Annotated in this window: 11 protein-coding genes; 2 read left to right on the top strand and 9 right to left on the bottom strand. The window is 68.2% G+C overall.

From position 1 onward, the window contains the following. Positions 1-2: 2 nt before the first annotated feature. Genes NX02_RS15445 through NX02_RS15420 form a run of 6 tightly spaced genes read right to left on the bottom strand, consistent with a single transcriptional unit; the run spans position 3 to position 10,411 of the window. The gene (locus tag NX02_RS15445; protein WP_025293105.1) at positions 3-1,010 is read right to left on the bottom strand and encodes a family 8 glycosyl hydrolase; all 1,008 of its coding nucleotides are present in this window, start codon (positions 1,008-1,010) and stop codon (positions 3-5) included. A 4-nt stretch (positions 1,011-1,014) separates the two neighbouring features. Next, positions 1,015-1,491: a cellulose biosynthesis protein BcsD gene (bcsD, locus tag NX02_RS15440; protein WP_025293104.1), complete on the bottom strand. Its 477-nt coding sequence runs from the start codon at positions 1,489-1,491 to the stop codon at positions 1,015-1,017. Beyond that, positions 1,491-4,880: a cellulose biosynthesis protein BcsC gene (locus NX02_RS15435; protein WP_025293103.1), complete on the bottom strand. Its 3,390-nt coding sequence runs from the start codon at positions 4,878-4,880 to the stop codon at positions 1,491-1,493. The genes bcsD and NX02_RS15435 overlap by 1 nt, the downstream gene beginning before the upstream one ends. Positions 4,881-4,883: 3 nt before the next feature. Next, positions 4,884-9,266 carry a UDP-forming cellulose synthase catalytic subunit gene (gene bcsA / locus NX02_RS15430; RefSeq protein ID WP_025293102.1) on the bottom strand — a complete coding sequence of 1,461 codons (4,383 nt, stop codon included), beginning with the start codon at positions 9,264-9,266 and terminating at the stop codon, positions 4,884-4,886. 9 nt (positions 9,267-9,275) lie between these two features. Next, positions 9,276-10,025, bottom strand: a complete 750-nt coding sequence (locus tag NX02_RS15425) for a cellulose synthase operon protein YhjQ/BcsQ (RefSeq protein WP_025293101.1) — start codon at positions 10,023-10,025, stop codon at positions 9,276-9,278. Further along, positions 10,025-10,411: a hypothetical protein gene (locus NX02_RS15420; RefSeq protein ID WP_025293100.1), complete on the bottom strand. Its 387-nt coding sequence runs from the start codon at positions 10,409-10,411 to the stop codon at positions 10,025-10,027. Before NX02_RS15420 ends, NX02_RS15425 begins: the two co-directional genes overlap by 1 nt. Before the next feature lie 219 nt (positions 10,412-10,630). Here NX02_RS15420 and NX02_RS15415 point away from each other — a divergent pair, with 219 nt between their 5' ends. Together NX02_RS15415 and NX02_RS15410 are read left to right on the top strand one after the other, a co-directional pair. Next, a complete protein-coding gene (locus NX02_RS15415; RefSeq protein ID WP_025293099.1) occupies positions 10,631-11,476 on the top strand; it encodes a diacylglycerol/lipid kinase family protein in 846 nt (281 codons plus the stop codon). Positions 11,477-11,534: 58 nt separating this feature from the next. Continuing rightward, entirely contained in the window at positions 11,535-12,458 is a 924-nt protein-coding gene (locus tag NX02_RS15410; RefSeq protein ID WP_025293098.1) for a pirin family protein, read from the top strand. 50 nt (positions 12,459-12,508) lie between these two features. Here NX02_RS15410 and NX02_RS15405 read toward each other — a convergent pair whose 3' ends face one another. The 3 genes from NX02_RS15405 to NX02_RS15395 all read right to left on the bottom strand — a co-directional run bounded on the left by NX02_RS15405 (position 12,509) and on the right by NX02_RS15395 (position 17,557). Then, positions 12,509-14,017: an SH3 domain-containing protein gene (locus NX02_RS15405; RefSeq protein WP_025293097.1), complete on the bottom strand. Its 1,509-nt coding sequence runs from the start codon at positions 14,015-14,017 to the stop codon at positions 12,509-12,511. A gap of 131 nt (positions 14,018-14,148) precedes the next feature. Next, on the bottom strand, positions 14,149-15,078 hold the full coding sequence (locus NX02_RS15400; RefSeq protein WP_025293096.1) for an isopenicillin N synthase family dioxygenase: 930 nt from the start codon (positions 15,076-15,078) through the stop codon (positions 14,149-14,151). An 88-nt stretch (positions 15,079-15,166) separates the two neighbouring features. Then, the gene (locus tag NX02_RS15395) at positions 15,167-17,557 is read right to left on the bottom strand and encodes a TonB-dependent siderophore receptor (RefSeq protein ID WP_025293095.1); all 2,391 of its coding nucleotides are present in this window, start codon (positions 17,555-17,557) and stop codon (positions 15,167-15,169) included. Between the last annotated feature and the right edge of the window lie 43 nt (positions 17,558-17,600).

The raw sequence follows: 17,600 nt of genomic DNA, 5'->3' as shown, positions 1-17,600 counted from the left end.
CCTCAGAGCGTCGCGAGCGTTTTCAGGACGGACGCATAATAGTCGGGCTGGCCGCTCGCCGCGCAGGGCGGGGCTGCGCTGCCCAGCAGGCGGCGGACCACCGCGCAGCCGCCTTCGGATACGGCATAGGGCGCGGTGGCGCCGGTCACGACATCGACCCAGGCGGGGATCGGACGGTTCTGGTCGGCATAGCTGTGCCAGAAGCGCGCGATCGTCGGCGCCATCTCCGGCCGGCCGCCCAGCGACAGATAGAGCGGGATGCGGATCGCGTCGAAACCGAAATAGGGATCCTTGCCGGTCGCCGGCAAGGCGCGCCCGTCATCGAAGACGTCGGTCCAGTCGGTCGGCAGCGCGAGCGGGCCTGCGCGCGCGTCGGTCAGCAGCGCCTCCCCGTCACGGATCACGGGGCCCCATGCGGCATCGCCATCGGCCTGGCGGAACGCATCGAGCGCCGGCCAGATATAATAGGACAGGTTGATCGTCGTCCGGTCGGGGTGGAGGAAGCCCTGGAGGCCGGGAACGAGCAGCGTCCTCCGCCCGCGCTGGCGGATGAGCAGCAGGCGGATCGACGTGCGGATCTGCGCGGCGCGCGTCCGCCAGGCCGGCACCTTCCAGCGCTGCGCCGCGCGCATCAGCGCCCAGGCGATCAGGATATCGCCGTCGGTGGCGTTGTTGGGGTCGCTGACCGGCACCGGCAGCGACGGATCGTAGCGCCATGAATAAAGCGCATCGTCCTGCCGCGCGAGCGTGCGCTGCGTCCAGCCATAGATCCGCTCGAAGCCGTCGCGGTCGTGCGCCGCTTCGGCCATCAGCATGCCATAGCCCTGGCTCTCGGTATGGCTGATGCCGCGATTTCCGGTATCGATCACCCGCCCGTCGGGCTGCACGAAGCGCGTCCGGAAATCGCCCCAGCCATCGATACGCTGGGGTTTGGGCGGTGCGGCAGGAGCGCATCCGGCCATCAGCGTCGTCAATCCCCCCAACAGCACGGTCCGGCGCAGGATAGCCATGGCGTCAATAGCCGTGTCGAAGGAGGATCAGGTCGGACGATCGGCGCAGGATGCGTGTCGCGATGGTCGTGCCGCTGCCGAGCCGGTGGAACCAGTGCTCATAAGCGCCCACCAGGATGTGCGGCGCAACCTTGCCCCAATTGCCCGCTTCATCGCTTTCGAGGTCCATCGGCATGCCGCGGTGATAGACGTCGATGCCCTCGTCATCGAGTTCGAGGCGCACTTCGCCCCAGCCGAGGATGCGCCACAGCCCGTTCATCGCATCGACCAGATCCTCGGCCTCCTCGATCCCGTCGACGTCGAGTTCTCCTGCGATCCGCTCGCCGATCTTGCGGAAGAAGCCGGCCGATTGCGCATCGTCGGTCGACGCAAGGATCTCGTCGAGCATCAGCGTCACCACCGCCGGCAACGACCTGACGAGCGACGGCCCCGTCTTCACGCCCGGATCCTGGCGATCCTGGTCGAGACGGCCCATGAACATCAGTTATTGCCTCCGATCGTCTGACGGATGCCGAGCAGGCTCCGGAATTCCTTATACTGCCCGAACGTGTTGTAGTTCAGTTCGCCGCCGACCCGCGTGCCGTCGCTGACCCGATAATAGGCCGATCCGCCAGCCGTGATACCGAAGCCGGTCCGGCTGAGCGAATCATATTGCGCGCGGACATCGTCGTTCTGCGCCTTCAGCGCGTCGAGCGCCGCCTGCGCGGCCACGTCCACCGGGTAGAGGCCGACCGCGTCCTGATCGAAGCTCTGATAACCGGGGGTTACGCTCGCCTCGATTTCCAGCAGGTCGGTCCGCCGCTGGTAGCGCATGGGGAAGCTGACGCTGAAGAAACTCTGCGGGCTGAAATAGCCGCCATGGCCGATCGTGAAATAGTTCTGGTTGTTGTCGAAACGCTGGTAGTTCGCGTTGATGCCGACCGTTGCCGAGGAGCGGCTGTCGTTCCAGACGCGCAGATAGCCGCCGACATTCACCTGAACGCCTTCGTTGTCGCGGACCGCGGTACCATCATAGTGATGGTACGAACCGTCGGCATAGACGCCGGTTCCGTCGCGATCATAGGAGAAGGAGACGCCGCCGCCCGTCTTCGTCACCGCGCCCCACATCTGGCCCGAAACCGGATCATAGGTCCCGGCGTAGGAAACGATGCTGTCGGTAACGGCGCGGCGTTCCGCCCACACCCGCGCGGTGCTGTAGCGCGACAGGCGCGGGGTGACGGCGATGCCGCCGGTCATGTGCGTCTTGATGAAGCCGATCGGGGTGATGCCGACATCGCCCTGAACCAGTTCATGCTCATAGGCCGCCGACAGCGCGACACCGGAATCGCGCTGCGTTTCCGCGTTCACGAGCTGCGACGGCTGTGCCGCGACGATGCCCTCGGCCTCGCGGGTGCCGTTGCGGCCGAACCGCGCGAGGCCCGATCCGGTCGGGCGACCGCTGTCGAGCACCACCGCGGTCGCCTTGGCGGAGACGCGTCCGCCGGCAAGGCCGGTCGAGATCTTCGCATCGCCGGTCAACTCGCGGAGCTGGCTGAGCCCGGTCTCGCCCGACCGTTGGCGGTAGCCGGTGTTGACGTCGACGCGGGGCGCGCCGCCGCTCTCGATGTCCCGCATGTCGCGGTCGATCTGCGCCAGCACCGGGTCGCCCGGCACCGCCGGCTGCAGGCCGGACGATTGCGCGGGATAGGCCGGTGCGGGGAAGCCGCCGGCGGCAGGGGCGGCCGGCGGGAAGCCCGCCTGCGGCGGATAGGCCTGCGCGGCATAGTCGCTGCCGCCCTGCGGAGCGTAGCCGCCCTGCGGAGCATAGCCTGGCTGGGGGGCGTAGCCGGGGGCAGCCGGGAAGGGCTGGGCCGCGGGCGCGGCATAACCGGGCTGCGGCTGCGGATAGGCCTGCGGCACCGCCGCATCATAGGCGGGGGGCACGCCCACCGGCTGGCCGCGGCCGTCCAGGTTGAACGGATTGACCTGCATCGGCGCCCCCGGCGCCTGGCGCTGCATGTTGGTGAAGGGGTTGTTCGCGGTGAAGCCGCCGGTCGCGCCGCCCGACTGGCCGATGTAGAGTTGGCGCGCGCGCTGCAGGTAGCGCTTGGCATTGCCCTCATTGCCGCGCGCGCGCTCCATCCGTGCGGCGGCGAGATAGATGGTGTAATCGCCCGGGCTCAGCGCGATCGCGCGCTGGGTGGCGGCGCGGGCGCGATCATAGTCGCCCGAGGCCGCGGCGGTGTCGATCAGGCCGAGGAGGGCGCCCTTGTCCGCCGGCGCCTGGTTGAGCACCATCTGGAAGGTCTGCGCCGCCTGCGGGTTGAGGCCGCCGCTCTGATAGAGGCGGGCGAGCGCCGACAGGATATCGAGATTGCCGGGCGACTGGTTCCACTGGCCCTGCAGCAGGTCGAACGCCTGCGCATATTGCCCCTGCTCGCGCAGCCGGTCCGACTGCGAGGCGGCGAGGACTCCGTTCAGCCGCGCGACGGCGCGCTGGCCGTCCATCGTGCCGCCGGCACGCTCGCTGGCGGTGCGGATGGCGGAGAGCGCGAAACTGTCCTGCCCCGCCCGCGCGAGCACGCGCACGATGCCCTCATAGTCGGCGGGGTCGCCGGCCGGCTCGTTCAGCGCCGCCTGCGCGACCTGCGCGGCGCCCGCCAAGTCCCCGGCGTCGAGCAGCGCCTGCGCGATCGCGCTGCGGTTGGAGATCGAGAGGTTGGGTTGCGCCGCCGCCTCGCGCAGCGCAGCGCCGGCCTGCGTGGTCAGGCCCTGCGCGGTCAGCTGCTTCGCGCGCGAGATCGCATTGTCCGCGCCGATGCTGCGCGAAAGCGTCGCCATTTCGGCGGTGCGCTGGCTGAACGGAATGCGCTCGATCAGCGCGGCCGCCTCGGCGGGCCGGCCGATCTGCTGCGCGAGCAGCGCCGCCGCGAACAGCGAGTCCGCGTCGGTGTTGTTGCGCAGCCCGGCGATCACGCCGTCCACTTCGGCGCGGCGGCCCTGCCGGTCGAGGAAGCGGCCATATTCGTAGCGGATCCAGGGATCGCTCTGATCGGCAAGGATGCCGCGCTGGAAGAGCTGGCTGGCCGCGTTGGCGTCACCGGCATTGGCGGCGGCGAGCGCCTGCGCGCGGATCGTGCGCGCCTGCAGCTTGGGATCGGCCTTGGCGGCGCCCTGGCCCGCCTGCGCATAGAGCTGGGCGGCCTGGTCGTAGCGCCCCTCGCGCTCGTAGATGCTGCCCAGCAGATCGTAGGCGGCCGCCTTGTCGCGGAACTCCGAGGCGATCAGCGCCTCGGCCATCCGGCGCGCATCCTCGGTGCGGCCCGCATCGGCGGCGGCATTCGCCTCGTCGATCCCGGCATAGAAGCGCGCGGAGCCCAGCGCCTCGGCCCATTTGCCGGCATCGCCGCCACGCGAGGCGCGCAGCAGCAGGTCGCGCGAATCGGCGAAGCGGCCCTCGCGCAGCCGGACGATGCCGAGACCGCCGAGCGCGTCGCGATCATTGCCGTTGCGCGAGATCGCGGTCTGGAACTGGCGGGCCGCCGCAGCGAGATTGCCGCGATCGAGCTCGCGATAGCCTGCGGCCCGGGCGTCGCCGCCGCGATCGGCGGGGGCGGCGGGGCGGGGCGCCGGCTGCGGACGTTGCGCCTGCGCCGGCCGCGGCGCCGGTGAGGGCGCGGGTGCCGGCCCTCTCAACGCTGCCTTGGCGGCGGCGTTGTCGGGATCGATCGCGAGCACGCGGCGGAAGGCCTGCCGGGCCAGATCCTGCCGCCCCTTGCTCTGCCAGTAGCGCCCCTGGCTGAGCAGCGTTTCGACACCCTGCTGCGCCTGGGCCGGAACCGCCGTGATCGCCAGCGCGAGGAGGGAAACGGAAAGCAACGCGTTTCGCATCGGTCAGGCCTTGTCGATGGCAGCCAGGCGCTTGCGCTCCTGACGCTTGAGGATGTGGTAGATCGGACCGCAGACGAGGATCGCGACGATGATGGCGGAAAGCGCCATCAGGATCGGGTGCTGGCTGAACCAGTAGGCCAGGCGCATGAACCACGGCAGGTCGCCCACCCAATAGGTGTCGCCGACGGCGTAGCTCACCATGCCCTCGCCATTGACGACCGACAGGTCGCCCTGGACGAGCGCGTTGACCTTCACGTCGGCGAGGCCCTCGATCATGCCCGGCAGGGTCACCGTATCGCTTGCGAGCAGGGCGACGACGCTGCGCGCCTTGTCGAACGGCGATTCGAAGCCGACGAGGCCGGTGAAGCTGTCGGTGTTGTAGAGGAAGGAATCCGCCGCTTCCGGCGCGCGATCGAACGGCGAATAGCCGTAGAACACCCGTTCCACCATCGACCGCTGCGGCACGCGCAGGCGACCGTCCTCGAAGCGCACCGGCGCCTTGGCGAAGAGCTGTTCCGACTGGGCGAGCTGCATGCCGCCGATGACGATGATGTCCTTGGAACCGAGCGCCTCGCTGTCGACCGAGCGGGTGACCATGATGCCGGTGACGGGCGCGCCGGTGGCGTCGCCGAAGCGGCCCATCAGCTGGAGATACGCCTCCACCGTCGCGCTGCTCGGCTGCGTCGCCATCACCACCGCGGTTTCCGCGAGATCGGGGCGGATGGTGAAGGGATAGCCGGCGTTCGCGAAGGCCGCGAGGTCGGGCATGCGCAGCGCATGATAGGCGTGGGTCAGGTCGATCGTGCTGTCGGGCAGCACGCTGGTGTGGACATTGTCCGGCACCGTGCCCTGGCACTTCTTCTTGTCGGCGATGACCAGATTATAGTCGAAGATGAGCTGGTTCTGGCCGAACAGGTTGTAGCGCGGCAGCAGCACGTCGGCGCGCGAGGTGTAGGCGGTCGCATATTCCTGCGCGAACAGGCGATCCCACCACCGCGCACCGCCCAGCGGCAGCGTCTGCAGATATTGGCCGTTGACCGAGAGATCGAGGCGCGAGGCGCGGCGATCGAGCCAGCTGGCGCCCGGATAGCGATAGTGCAGCTTCAGATTGGCGCCCTGGCGCGGCCAGAAGAAGAGATCCGGCGCGACGCGGAAGTCGGTGGTGAGCGGACCCGGCGGCAGGCCGAGACCTTCCAGACGGTAGGACGGCGCAATCTCGCCCAGCCGCACCGGACGGTCCGTGCGCAGCCATTTGGGCGCGCCGTAGCGCGGGTAGGCGGGAATGCGGGCATTGTCGACAGAAGTCAGCGTGCCGCCGAACACGCCACGGCCGCTCGCCAGCGCCGCGGCGGCCAGCTTCAGCTCGCGTGCATCGCGGCCCATCACCAGCAGGAGCTGGCCGGTGGGATCGACCGGGTTGCGGATGACGCCGAGCGAGGCGCCGGCGATGGCGTTGGGGATGCCGGGCAGGCCGCGGCCGGGCGTCATGAACACGACCGCATTGCCCTGCGGCAGGCGGCCGAACGAAGGCTTGAACGCGAAGCCGCGATAGCTGGCCATGCCGCCGAACCAGGATGCGACGCTCGCCGCGGCTTCCAGCTCCTGATCGTTGGGCGAGCCGGCGAACACGAAGGGCAGGGTCAGCGGCTTGATGTCATACTGGTCGTAGAACGGGTTCGGCAGGCGCTGGAGGTTGGGGGCGAGCGGCAGCGGCTGCGTCGTCAGCTCGAAATAGGAGCGGACATTGCTGACATTGGCCCACAGCGACGAATGAAACGGATCCTCGCAGTCGCGGGCATAGTGGCCGAGCAGCCGCAGGTTGAGCTGATTGTTGCCCGGCAGGAACAGCGCCGGATTGACCGGGATCGACAGCACCTGGCCGGTGGCCGACCCCGAATCGAGCTGGATCGTGCGCACGACCTCACCGTTCAGCAGCACGACGAGCTGGCTGAGATCCCCCAGCATCGAGGGCGAATAGGCGAAGTCGAGCGTCAGCATGGCATCGGCGACGACCTGGTCGCCGCGCATGCCGAAGGGGATGCCGATTTCGCCGCGGACGCCGGCCAGCCGGATCGGCGTGGCGACGCGCAGATCCTTGAGCGTCACGCGTTCGCGCTTGGCGCCCGGGCCCGCCGGCAGCGCGGGGGGCGCCCCCGCCATCGCGGTCGCATCCGGGTTTGGCACCGCGGCGTCGGGCATCGCCTGCGCGAAGGCGGGGCCGGCGGTGAAGAACAGGGCCGCGGCGCAGAGCAGCGCGACCATCGTGGCGGCGGCTGCCCGGCGCTTGTTGCCGGGCCGTAGCGAGGCGAAGATGCGCCGCAGCGTCAGGCTGTCCACCTTCAGGATATCCGCCATCGAGCGCATGCTGGAGACGGCGGCGGTCGGCCTGGCCTGTTGCCACGCGTCGCAGCGGCCCATTACGGCGCGCACGAGCAGGCGGGCGCGGATGGGCTCGAGCGGTTCGAAGCGGACCTGGGCGACGCCACGATCCATGCGGACCGTCTCGACCTCGATCGTCAGCGAATCATCCCCCATCGGCAACGAGACGGCGGTGACCGAACGCCCCTGCAGGGTGAAGCCCTGCGGCATGGTTGCGGCGAAGCCGCCCATCGAAATGTCCCGCGTCACGCCTTCCACGACATAGCCGTCCTCGAAATGCAGCGTCACCGGCAGCGCGACGTCGATACGGATGTGCTGGCGCGTCTGCCGGCGCTCGCGCGCGACCGAGAGCGCCGCGATCAGCGTCACCAGGCTGAACACTGCCCAGATCGTATTGAGCAGCAGCGTGTCGAGCTGGATGTTGAAGATGTGCGGGAACAGGAAATATTTCACGCAACCGAAGGCGATGCCGGCCACGAGCAGCCCGGCGACGAACAGGTGCGGCCGCACCGTGGTGAAATCATAATAGGTATCGTTGAGCATGCCGCCCTTGTCGGTCACGTTGAACTTTCCCTTGCGCGGCTGGAACATCGTGAAGACCGTGGGCTTCACCAGGTGGAAACAGAGCAGCGTCTCATAGACTTCGCCCCAGAAGGGCCGGCGATCGCCGCCCTGCGTCCGCTCGCTCGACTGCGCCGAAACCACGAGGTGCGGCAGCGCATAGGCGAAGATCAGCGCCGCGGAGGCGTGGATGATGTTCTGGCCGAACAGCAGATAGGCGAGCGGCGAGGTGAGGAACACGATGCGCGGCAGCGGAAACTGGAAGTGCAGCATCGCGTTCAGGTAGCAAAGCCGCTGGGTGAACTTCAGGCCCTTGCCGAGGAGCGGATTGTCGATGCGAAAGATCTGCGTCATGCCGCGCGCCCAGCGGATGCGCTGGCCGATGTGGATGACGAGACGCTCGGTGGCGAGGCCGGCGGACAGGCGCGTGCCGAGATAGGCGGTGTTCCAGCCCATCCGCTGCAGCTTGAGCGCGGTGTGCGCATCCTCGGTCACCGTCTCGCCGGCGAAGCCGTTGGTCTGCATCAGCGCCTCGCGGCGGATGATCGCGCACGAACCGCAGAAGAAGGTGGCGTTCCACAGATCGTTGCCGCGCTGGACGGCGCCGTAGAAGAGATCGCCTTCGCCCGGCAGGTCGCTCACCGATTCACCCAGGTTCCGCTGGACGGGATCGGGCGAATAGAAATGGTGCGGCGTCTGCATCAGCGCCAGCTTGGGGTCCTTGCCGAACCAGCCGACGGTCAGCTGCAGGAAGGCACGGACCGGCACATGGTCGCAATCGAAGATCGCGATCAGTTCGCCGTCGGTCTTCTTCATGGCCGCGTTCATGTTGCCGGCCTTGGCGTGGAGATTGTCCGCGCGGGTCAGGTAGCCGCAGCCTGCCTGGCGCGCGAACGCCTGGAATTCCGGCCGCCGGCCGTCGTCGAGAATGAACACCCGGAAGCGATCGGCCGGATAGTCCATATCCATCGCGGCGTAGACCGTATTGGCGACGATCTCGAGGCTCTCATTATAGGTCGGCACATAGACGTCGACGGTCGGCCATGCCTCGGGCGGGCCTTCCGGCTCGATCACCGGCCGCGGCAGCTGCCACGCGGTCTGGAGGAAGCCGAGCACGAGGATGATCCAGGCATAGAGTTCGGCCAGATAGAGGCCGGTGCCGAGAAAGAAGCCGATCGGCGAATCGAAATCGAGCGTGGTCGTCGTCCGCCACACGATGTAGCGGGTCGAGACCAGCAGCGAGAGCGCGGCGATCGCCAGCGTCGCGCGCTGGCCCTTCACGCGGGTCATGACCATCGCGCCCAGAATCGAGACGGCTGCGAAGATCCACTGTTCCTGAAGGTCCATCGGCACGGTGATGACGAGGACGGCCAGCGAGCCGACCGCGACCGCGCCGGCCGCGTTCAGCGCGAGGTTCAGAAGCGACGATTTCCCCTGTTTTGCCATCGTCCCGTCCTATCGCTTCGTCGTACCGCGGGGCGCGCCGTCACCGGCGTCTTCCGCCGCCTCCGGGGCCCGGCCGAGGCGCTGTTCGACCGCGACGGCGAGCCGTGCGACATCGCCGTGAATGGGGCTGCTCGCCGCCGCCTTGGTGAGCGGTTCGAACCGCGCCAGCGCCTCGTTGACCGCCTCGTCGCGGCGGACGTTGGCGATGAGGGCATCGCCCAGCAGTTGGCGCACGAACCTGTTGCTGTCGCGCGACAGGCGGCGCGTGTCGTCGATCGCATTGAGCACGAAGGCGGTCTTCCTGAGCGCCACCGTGGCGGTGCCCGGCACGACCAGCGGCAAGGTGGCGAGCGCGGCCGCCTCAGGCATCAGCGTGCAGATGTGGAGATCGCAGCGGTCGTAGAGGATCGACTTCATCTCCCGATCGCCCGATGCCACGTCGGCGATGGTGATATGCTCCGGATTGAAGAGGCCGGCATGCCCCGCCGCCAATGCTTCACGGAAATCGCGTTCCTGCGCCAGATCATAGCCGTTGAGCAGTTCGACGCCGTTGACGACGGTGACGTCGCCCGGCGTGCGGCTCATGTTCGCGAGGCTCTGGCTCGGCAGCATCGCGAAGTTCAGCTTCAACGCGCCCTGGAAGGTGAAATCGATCGCGGTCACCTGATGGCCGCGCTGCGCGAGCTGGATCGCCAGTTGTGCGGCGAGGAAGCTCGAGCCGACGCCGCCCTTGGGCGAATGAAAGAGGATGAGAGACATCAGTCCTTGTCCGCGAGGCGGCCGAGGAACTGCCGCAGATTGCCGCTGCGCTCGGCCGGCTCCGGCGCGGCGCCGCCATATCGGCTGAACAAGCCGGTGCGCGACGGCGCATGCGCCTCACCATGCTGAGCGGGGCCAGGATCGGCGGGGCCACGATCGGAGGCGCCACGATCGGCCGGGCCGCGCCTGGCCTCGAGAAGGCGCTCCCGCACTTCCACGTCGGCACCGCGCAGTTCCGTGTCGTAGCCCCCGATCACGCGCTCGTCGGTCAGCAGCGCCTGGAACAGCGGCCAGAGTTCCATATCGGCGAACTGATCGGGAAATTCGCGATAGCGAAAGTCCTGGCGGTTCAATCTCTCGAGTAAGCTGCGGGCATCCTGGCGCATCGATCGCTCCGGTGGTTGGCGAGGGCAGCTATGGGTTCAAATGGTTAATAAGCCGTCGATCATTTTCCCAACCCTCATTTCGGATCAAATTTTCGACAGGGCCGCGATCCACGCTCGCGAAAGATCGGCATGACATTGTCATGACTGCGCAACGATCACCGGCGTTGACGGTTTTCGCGCGAGTGCATGCGTTTTTCGGCTGCTGAAATGTGGGGTGACATGCGGAAACTCTGGCTGATCACCAATCCGGCGTCGGGTTCTTCCAGCCCCGCCAAATGCGAGGCCATCGAGATTTTGTTGCGCGATCGGGGTTTGACGCTTGGCGGACGCACCGCGTTTCCCGCCGAGTCGCTTCCGGACGCGGCAGCCCTCGATGCGGCGGAAATCGATCTCGTCGTGCTCTTCGCCGGCGACGGCACGATCAACGCCGCGTTGTGCGCGCTGGCGACGTGGGAGGGCGGCTTCCTGATCCTGCCGGGCGGCACGATGAACCTGCTCGCACGCAGCCTGCATGGCGATGCCGATCCGGCGGCGATCGTCGCGGCGGCGCATGAAGACGCCCGCCGTATCGCGCTCCCCCTGATCGAGGCGGGCCCCCATCGCGCCTTCGTCGGGCTGATCCTCGGGCCGGCGGCGCACTGGTATCGCGCGCGGGAGATGGCGCGCGCCGGGCGGCCGCGGCGGATGCTGTCCGCCGCGCTCGGCGCGTGGCGGCGCACCTTCGGCCGCGGCGTCCGCATATCCGGTGCGCCCGGGCTGCGGGCCCGCTATCAGGCGGTGTTCGTCCAGCCGGGGGCCACCCGCCTCGCCGTCGCCGCGATCGATGCGCGCGACTGGCGTGCGATCGCCGAACTGGGGTGGGACTGGCTGACCGGAGACTGGGTGCGCGCCCGCGCGGTCGACGAGGCCGAGACGGATGCGCTGCGGCTGGCCGAAGGGCAGCCGGTGCTTGCGCTGTTCGATGGCGAGCCGGTACGGCTGGATGCCGGAACGCGCATCACCCCGGGGCTTAGCCGGGTGGCGTTCGTGACGACCTTGCCCGAAGCGGGTTCCGACCCGGGCTGAGCGGGTGGAGCGGCGCGGCGGACCTGCTATCGTCGCCCGGCAACCAGGGAGCATCAGAATGACGACGCGGCCAAGCGGGATCGAAGGGGTCGAGACGGTGGTACTGCCGCCGTTGCGCGACCTGGGGGACGGCTTCAAGGTGCGGCGCGCGCTGCCCTCGGCGCATCGCCGGATGGTGGGGCCGTTCATCTTCCTCGACGAGATGGGGCCGGTGACGCTGGAGGCCGGCCATGGCCTCGACGTGCGCCCGCACCCGCATATCGGCCTCGCGACGGTCACCTATCTGTTCCAGGGCGAGATCCTGCACCGCGATTCGGTGGGCAGCGTGCAGCCGATCCGCCCGGGCGAGGTCAACTGGATGACCGCCGGCTCGGGCATCGTCCATTCGGAGCGCAGCGCGCCCGCGGTGCGTGCCGCCGGCGGGGCGCTGCACGGGCTGCAAACCTGGGTTGCGCTGCCGCGCACGCATGAGGAAACCGCGCCGAGCTTCGTCCATCACGGTGCGGATGCGATCCCGTCGGCCGCGGCGGGCGGCGTTTCGATCAACCTCGTGATCGGTGCGCTCGACGGGCTGGTCTCCCCGGTCGAGACCTTTTCGGAGATGATCTACGCGGCGATCACGCTGGCGGACGGCGCGCGCTATCACGTCGGCACCGACCATGTCGAACGCGCGATCTATGTGATCGACGGCGCGCTGGCGGTGGAAGGGCAGGTCGGCCGCTTCGAGGCGGGCGAACTGGTGCTCCTGAAGCCCGGTGCCGAGATCGTCGTGCGCGGCGATGGCGCGACGCGGCTGGCGCTGGTGGGCGGCGAGCCGCTTTCGGAACCGCGCTTCATCTACTGGAACTTCGTTTCCTCGTCGCGCGACCGCATCGAGCAGGCGAAGGCGGACTGGCGCGACCAGCGCTTTGCGGCGGTGCCCGAGGAGAGCGAGTTCATCCCGCTGCCGGCCGATCCGCCGCCGCCGGTGCGGTATCCGTAGGCGAGGATTTTCCTCCCCGACGCTGCGCGTGGGCGAGGAAAATTCACGGCCTAGCTGTCGCAGTTGAACGGAATCTCATAGTCGCCGTCGTCGAGCTTGTTCAGCGAGGCGCGGCGCATCTTCACCTTCTCGCCGCCATAATTCACCTCGATGTCGCCATCGTCGAACCCGCGGATCGAGCCCTCGCCATAATAAGCGGTGTAATAGATCACGTCGCTGGCGGCGAGCAGGCGCTTTTCGCCGATCACCGGATAGCTCGAATTGTTGGGCGTGAAGGTCCAGATCAGGCCGTTGTTGGTCTGCCAGCGCTGCCCGTCATAATAATAGATCGCGATCGTCAGCGACTTGGTGGCGCAGGTGTTGGAGACGAGGATCTGGTGCATGCCGCCGCTGGTGTCGCCCGGCGTGGGCGTGGGCGTGGCGCCGGCGGTGGACTCGCCGAATGCGCTGATCGGCAGATAGCCGACGCCGCCGCCGCTCGGCAGCGTTTCCACCCAGTCGCTGTTGACCTTGCCGGCCACGATCACGCTGGTGCCCGCGCTCAACGCGCCGCCGCCCTCGACCGCGGGCGCGCTGCTCGACGGTTCGGTGCGCAGCGTCTCCGCGACCGACAGGCTGCGTTCGCCGCTGAGCGCGGCGGTATCGAGCAGCGGCCTCGTCTTGTCGCTGAGATCGACCAGCGCGACAAAGCGGCCGGTCTGCGGGCCGTAGCGGATGCGCAGCCATTTGCGGGCGCTGTCATTCTCGTCCTCGACGACGACGCCGCTCAGCGAGGTACCGCGCGGCAGGGTCGTGATCGGCGTGCCGGCGCGCGCCTTGTCCTGCACGTCCACCTGGCGGACCGTGTAGAAGGTGCGCTCGACGCCGTCGACCGCATCGGAACTGTTGTCGGCGACGTCCTCGCTCTTGCCGCCGCCCTGCCACCATTCGAGCTGGTCGCCGAGGACATAGACCACGCCGCCCAGCAGGATCAGCACGGGCAGGAGCAGCAGCAGGAACCATTTCGCCGACATGCCGCCGCCGCCACTGCCACGGCCATCATTGCCGCCGCCCTGGCCGCCGCCCGATGTCTGGCGACCGGGGGGCTGCCGCCTGCCATAGGGATCGGACGCGCCACGATCCCGGCCGGGGTCGCTGCGCCGCTCCCGCGGCGGCGGCTCGCGATAGACTTCGGTCGGGCGGCCGCCATCGTCATGCGGTGCGCGTGTCCTGGGCTGGCCCGCGTCATAGGCATCCGGCGCCTGCGGGGACTGGTTCCAGCCGAGCGAACGGCCGACCCAGCCGGGCGTCATCTCGGTCGCGCGCTCGCCCGGATCCTCGTCATAGTCGGGGCGCTTGTCGATATCGATGCCGCCGCTGCGCATCACCGACAGCAGCGACCCCAGCAGCGGGAAGGCGTCGGCGCGAACCGTCCGGCTTTCGGTGCCGCGATAGACCGTGACCATCGTGTCGGGGCGGATGCGCCCTTCCTGCACGGCGATTTCGCACTGCTCGACGGTGTAGAGACGCGCCTGCGACGAACCGTCGTTGAAGGTGATGAGTGTGAAGTCCTGAGACATTGTCGATCGGTCAGCCTTGCCCCGGGGTGCGGCGGTCTTGAACAGCCGGCTGCACAAAAGGCGGGACCGGCGCTCAAATCAAGCAGGATTTGCCTCGGGGCCGTGATCCCGGGCGCCAAGGCCCGGTCCGCTCAGCCCTTCTGGCGGTGCGCATAGGTCGCATCGAGCCGCTCGCGCAGATAGTCGGCGGCGAGAATCGGCGGGTAGCGCGCCGGGCGGCCGGCATCGGTGCAGGTCGGCAGGCATGCGACCAGCGCATCGGGATTGGGATCGAAGAAGAAGGCGACCGAGTAGCGCTCCCGCCCGCTGAGATTGGCGACGCGGTGGGGGGTCGAGACGTAGACGTCGTTGCTCCAGCGCATCAGGCAGTCGCCGATGTTGCACACGAAGGTGCCGGGGACCGGCGTCGCCGCGATCCAGCGGCCGTCGCGCGTGCGCACCTCCAGCCCGCCGACCATGTCCTGCGAGAGGATGGTGACATTGCCATAGTCGGTATGCGCGCCGGCGCCGTAGCGATCGCCGTCGAAGCGGCCGGGGTGGGGCGGGTAATGGAGCAGACGCAAGGTCGCCTGGGGGCGATCGATGCGGCGCGCGAAGAAATCCGGATCGAGCGCCAGGTCGATCGCGATCGCCCGGTGGAGCTGTTCGCTCAGCCGCCGCATCGCCGCGTAATAGCGCGACATGACGTCGACGAAGCCGGGGAGGGCGGGCCAGTGGTTGATGTCCGGCGGCTCGTCGCGGCCGATGTTGAAGGCTTCCTTGGCGTCCGCCGGCTTGTCGGGATCGAGGCTTTCCGATCCGAAGCCGGCATAGCCGCGATTGTCGCCGAAGCGGCTGATCGCCAGCGCCTGCTTTTCCGCCTCCGGCAGCGCGAAGAAGCGCGCGGATTCGCCATAGACCGAGGCGAGCAATGCCGGATCGATGCCGTGGCCGGCGATGGAGAAGAAGCCGGTGCTGCGGCACGCCGCGCCGATATCCGCCGCGACGCGCGCGGCGGCGCCCGGGGTGCCGCCCAGCAGCGGCGCCATGTCGATCATCGGGATGGTTTCGGGATCGTCCATCGTCGGCCTTCGGATCCATGTCTGCCAGAGATCGCGCCGCCCCGCCCGGGGCCCCCTTGCCCGGCGGCGGGGCGGCGCGCCCCGCGCGTCAGAAGCGCGCCGTTACCTTGAGGATCGCGGTGCGCCCCTCCCCGGGCATCGCGACGCTTTCGGTATCGGTGCTGCGCTGCGGGATGTAGTAGCGCTTGTCGAGGATGTTGTTGACGTTGATCGCGAAGCGATAGCGGCCGACATCATAGTGCAGCGATCCGCGCATCAGCACATAGTCCGGATACCGGATCGCGCCGGGCAGGTGGCCGCTGGTGGTGTCGACATAATTGCCGCCCAATGTCACGCCGAAGCCGTTGCCGGCCTCGTAATTGCCGAACAGGCCGAACACGTAGCGCGGCTGGGTACGGTCGACATAGCCGGTGGCGAGGCCGGCATAGCTCGCCGACGCCGCCTGGTAGACGAAACCCCAGCCGCGCAGCGGATCGAGCCCGACATCGTCCGGCGTGACGACGAGGAAGGACGAGCCGGCAATGCGCGTCTTCTGGCGTGTCGCCACCGCGGAGAGGCCGAAATGGCGGTTGACCGCCCAGCGCAGCTCGGCCTCGACGCCCCGGGTGGTGGCGCCGACGAAATTGCCGGTGAGCAGTTCGGACTGGCGGCGCTGCTGGCGATAGACCGAGGCGCTGACGAACAATCTGTCGTCGAAGAAGGAGCCCTTGACGCCGCCTTCGGTGAGCTTGGTGGGGGAGAGGAAGGTGTTGTTGGCGACGTTGCCCGGCGTCACCGCGCCACCCTGCAGCGTCTCTAGCGCGTAGGACCTGCCCTTGGTGAAATAGGGCACGATCCCCCAGGGCGTGACATAGCTGATGCTCGCCGACCAACTCGTCGCATCCTCGCTGGCCTCGTAGAGCCGGTTGAGCGCCACCGAATAGTCGAGCAGGCCGGTGTTGATCGACTCCACGTCATAATCGTCATAGCGGATGCCGCCGGTCAGCTTCAGCCCGCCGAACAGCTTGAGGTCGGCGTTGAGGAAGGCGCCATAGCCGTCCACCGTCGAGTGATAATATTGGTCGAAGGGCTGGCCGTTGACATAGACCGGGTTGAAGATGCTGTCCGCCGTCGCGCCGACGCTGATGTCCTGCCGGTCGAGCACGAGATAGCCGCGCGCGAACACATAGCCTTCGTCCGCCTCGTAGCGGCGATAGCCGAGCCCGGTGACGATGTTGGCGCTGAGCCATGGCGCCGGATCGAACTTCGCCTGGTAGGAGAGACGCAGTTCCTCCGCGCGGTCGCGCAATTGCTTGGCGAAGCCATAGCCGTTGTAGGAATCGGCGTTGAGATCGTCGAGGAAGCCCTGCAGCTTGATCGTGCCCGGCCCCAGGTCATGGATCAGGTCGACATAGGCGGTGGTCGTCTCGGAATCGCCGAAGTCGTAGGGCGAGGTGATGATCGTGCGACGGCCGAGCTTCACCGTCTGCATCGTCGCCGGATCGATCGTCGAATAGGCGTTGGCGGCGCCGAAATATTTGGTGACGCCGCCGATCGCGACGATATCCGCCGGGTTGATATAGGCGGCACCCGGCTGCGCGATCTGCGCGAGGAAGCTGCCCGACACATAGTTGCGGTTGTCGATCAGATCCTGCGTCATGCGGTTGATGCCGACGGTGCCCTGCATGCCGCTGGCATCATAATATTGCAGGCCGGCGTTGAGGGTGAAGCCGCCCGGCAGGTCGGTCGAAAAGCCGATCTGGCCCAGCGTATGCCTGGGCTCGATGCCATGGAAGTACTGCGAGAACTGCGCCTTCTCGACATAGACGTCGATGCCGGCATCATAGGCGCCGAGCTTGATCGGCGTGCCATATTCGGCCGACGCGCGGTAATAATCATAGGTGCCGACCGAGGCGACGACCTCGCCCGCGGCAGCCTGGCCGCGGCGGAAGCGGTCCGAGCGGTCGACGCGCGGCGTCGTGTTCATATAGCCGCCGGCGCGGCCGGTGCCGTAGGCGGGGGAGGCGATGCCGCGGACGATGTCCAGCCCCAGGAAGGATTCGATCGGGGTGACGTAGGTGCCCTGGTTCTCGACGCGCTTGAAGCCGCGGAAGAAATTGTCGGCATATTCGCCGCGGATGTTCACGGTGCCGTCGACGCCATAGAAGCTGGCGGTGAACACGCCCGGCGTCACCGCGATCAGATCGCGCACCGTGGTCAGGCTGTACTGGTCGATCATCGCGAGCGACACGGTGGAGGTGGCGCGCGGCGTTTCGAGCTGGCTCATGTCGAGGCCGAGCGCGCTGGTCTCGGTCGGCAGGATCGCCGACTTGTTGCGCGCGCCGGTGACCACCAGCACATTGGGTTCGTCGTCCAGCGCCTCTTCGGGCGCGGGCGCGGCGCTGCCTGCGCTCTGCGCCCAGAGCGGCGAGGCGGTGAACGAAGCGAGTGCGCAGGCGAGCAGGCCGGCGCGGTAGATCTCCCTGGTCTTGACCGTCATTTCTTATATCCCTTTGCAATCAAGCCTGCCCTGGCTTCAATTT

The organism is Sphingomonas sanxanigenens DSM 19645 = NX02 (genome assembly GCF_000512205.2).
Classification (GTDB): Bacteria; Pseudomonadota; Alphaproteobacteria; order Sphingomonadales; family Sphingomonadaceae; genus Sphingomonas_D; species Sphingomonas_D sanxanigenens.
Note: the sequence above shows the minus strand (reverse complement) of the source record. Positions and strands in the feature narration are given on the sequence as shown.

Excerpts from the sequence above, each read along its gene's own strand:
- NX02_RS15425 (WP_025293101.1), bottom strand. The coding sequence starts at position 10,025 with ATGTCTCTCATCCTCTTTCATTCGCCCAAGGGCGGCGTCGGCTCGAGC.
- NX02_RS15395 (WP_025293095.1), bottom strand. The coding sequence starts at position 17,557 with ATGACGGTCAAGACCAGGGAGATCTACCGCGCCGGCCTGCTCGCCTGC.
- NX02_RS15435 (WP_025293103.1), bottom strand. The coding sequence starts at position 4,880 with ATGCGAAACGCGTTGCTTTCCGTTTCCCTCCTCGCGCTGGCGATCACG.
- NX02_RS15400 (WP_025293096.1), bottom strand. The coding sequence starts at position 15,078 with ATGGACGATCCCGAAACCATCCCGATGATCGACATGGCGCCGCTGCTG.
- bcsA (WP_025293102.1), bottom strand. The coding sequence starts at position 9,266 with ATGGCAAAACAGGGGAAATCGTCGCTTCTGAACCTCGCGCTGAACGCG.
- bcsD (WP_025293104.1), bottom strand. The coding sequence starts at position 1,491 with ATGTTCATGGGCCGTCTCGACCAGGATCGCCAGGATCCGGGCGTGAAG.
- NX02_RS15405 (WP_025293097.1), bottom strand. The coding sequence starts at position 14,017 with ATGTCTCAGGACTTCACACTCATCACCTTCAACGACGGTTCGTCGCAG.
- NX02_RS15420 (WP_025293100.1), bottom strand. The coding sequence starts at position 10,411 with ATGCGCCAGGATGCCCGCAGCTTACTCGAGAGATTGAACCGCCAGGAC.
- NX02_RS15410 (WP_025293098.1), top strand. The coding sequence starts at position 11,535 with ATGACGACGCGGCCAAGCGGGATCGAAGGGGTCGAGACGGTGGTACTG.
- NX02_RS15445 (WP_025293105.1), bottom strand. The coding sequence starts at position 1,010 with ATGGCTATCCTGCGCCGGACCGTGCTGTTGGGGGGATTGACGACGCTG.
- NX02_RS15415 (WP_025293099.1), top strand. The coding sequence starts at position 10,631 with ATGCGGAAACTCTGGCTGATCACCAATCCGGCGTCGGGTTCTTCCAGC.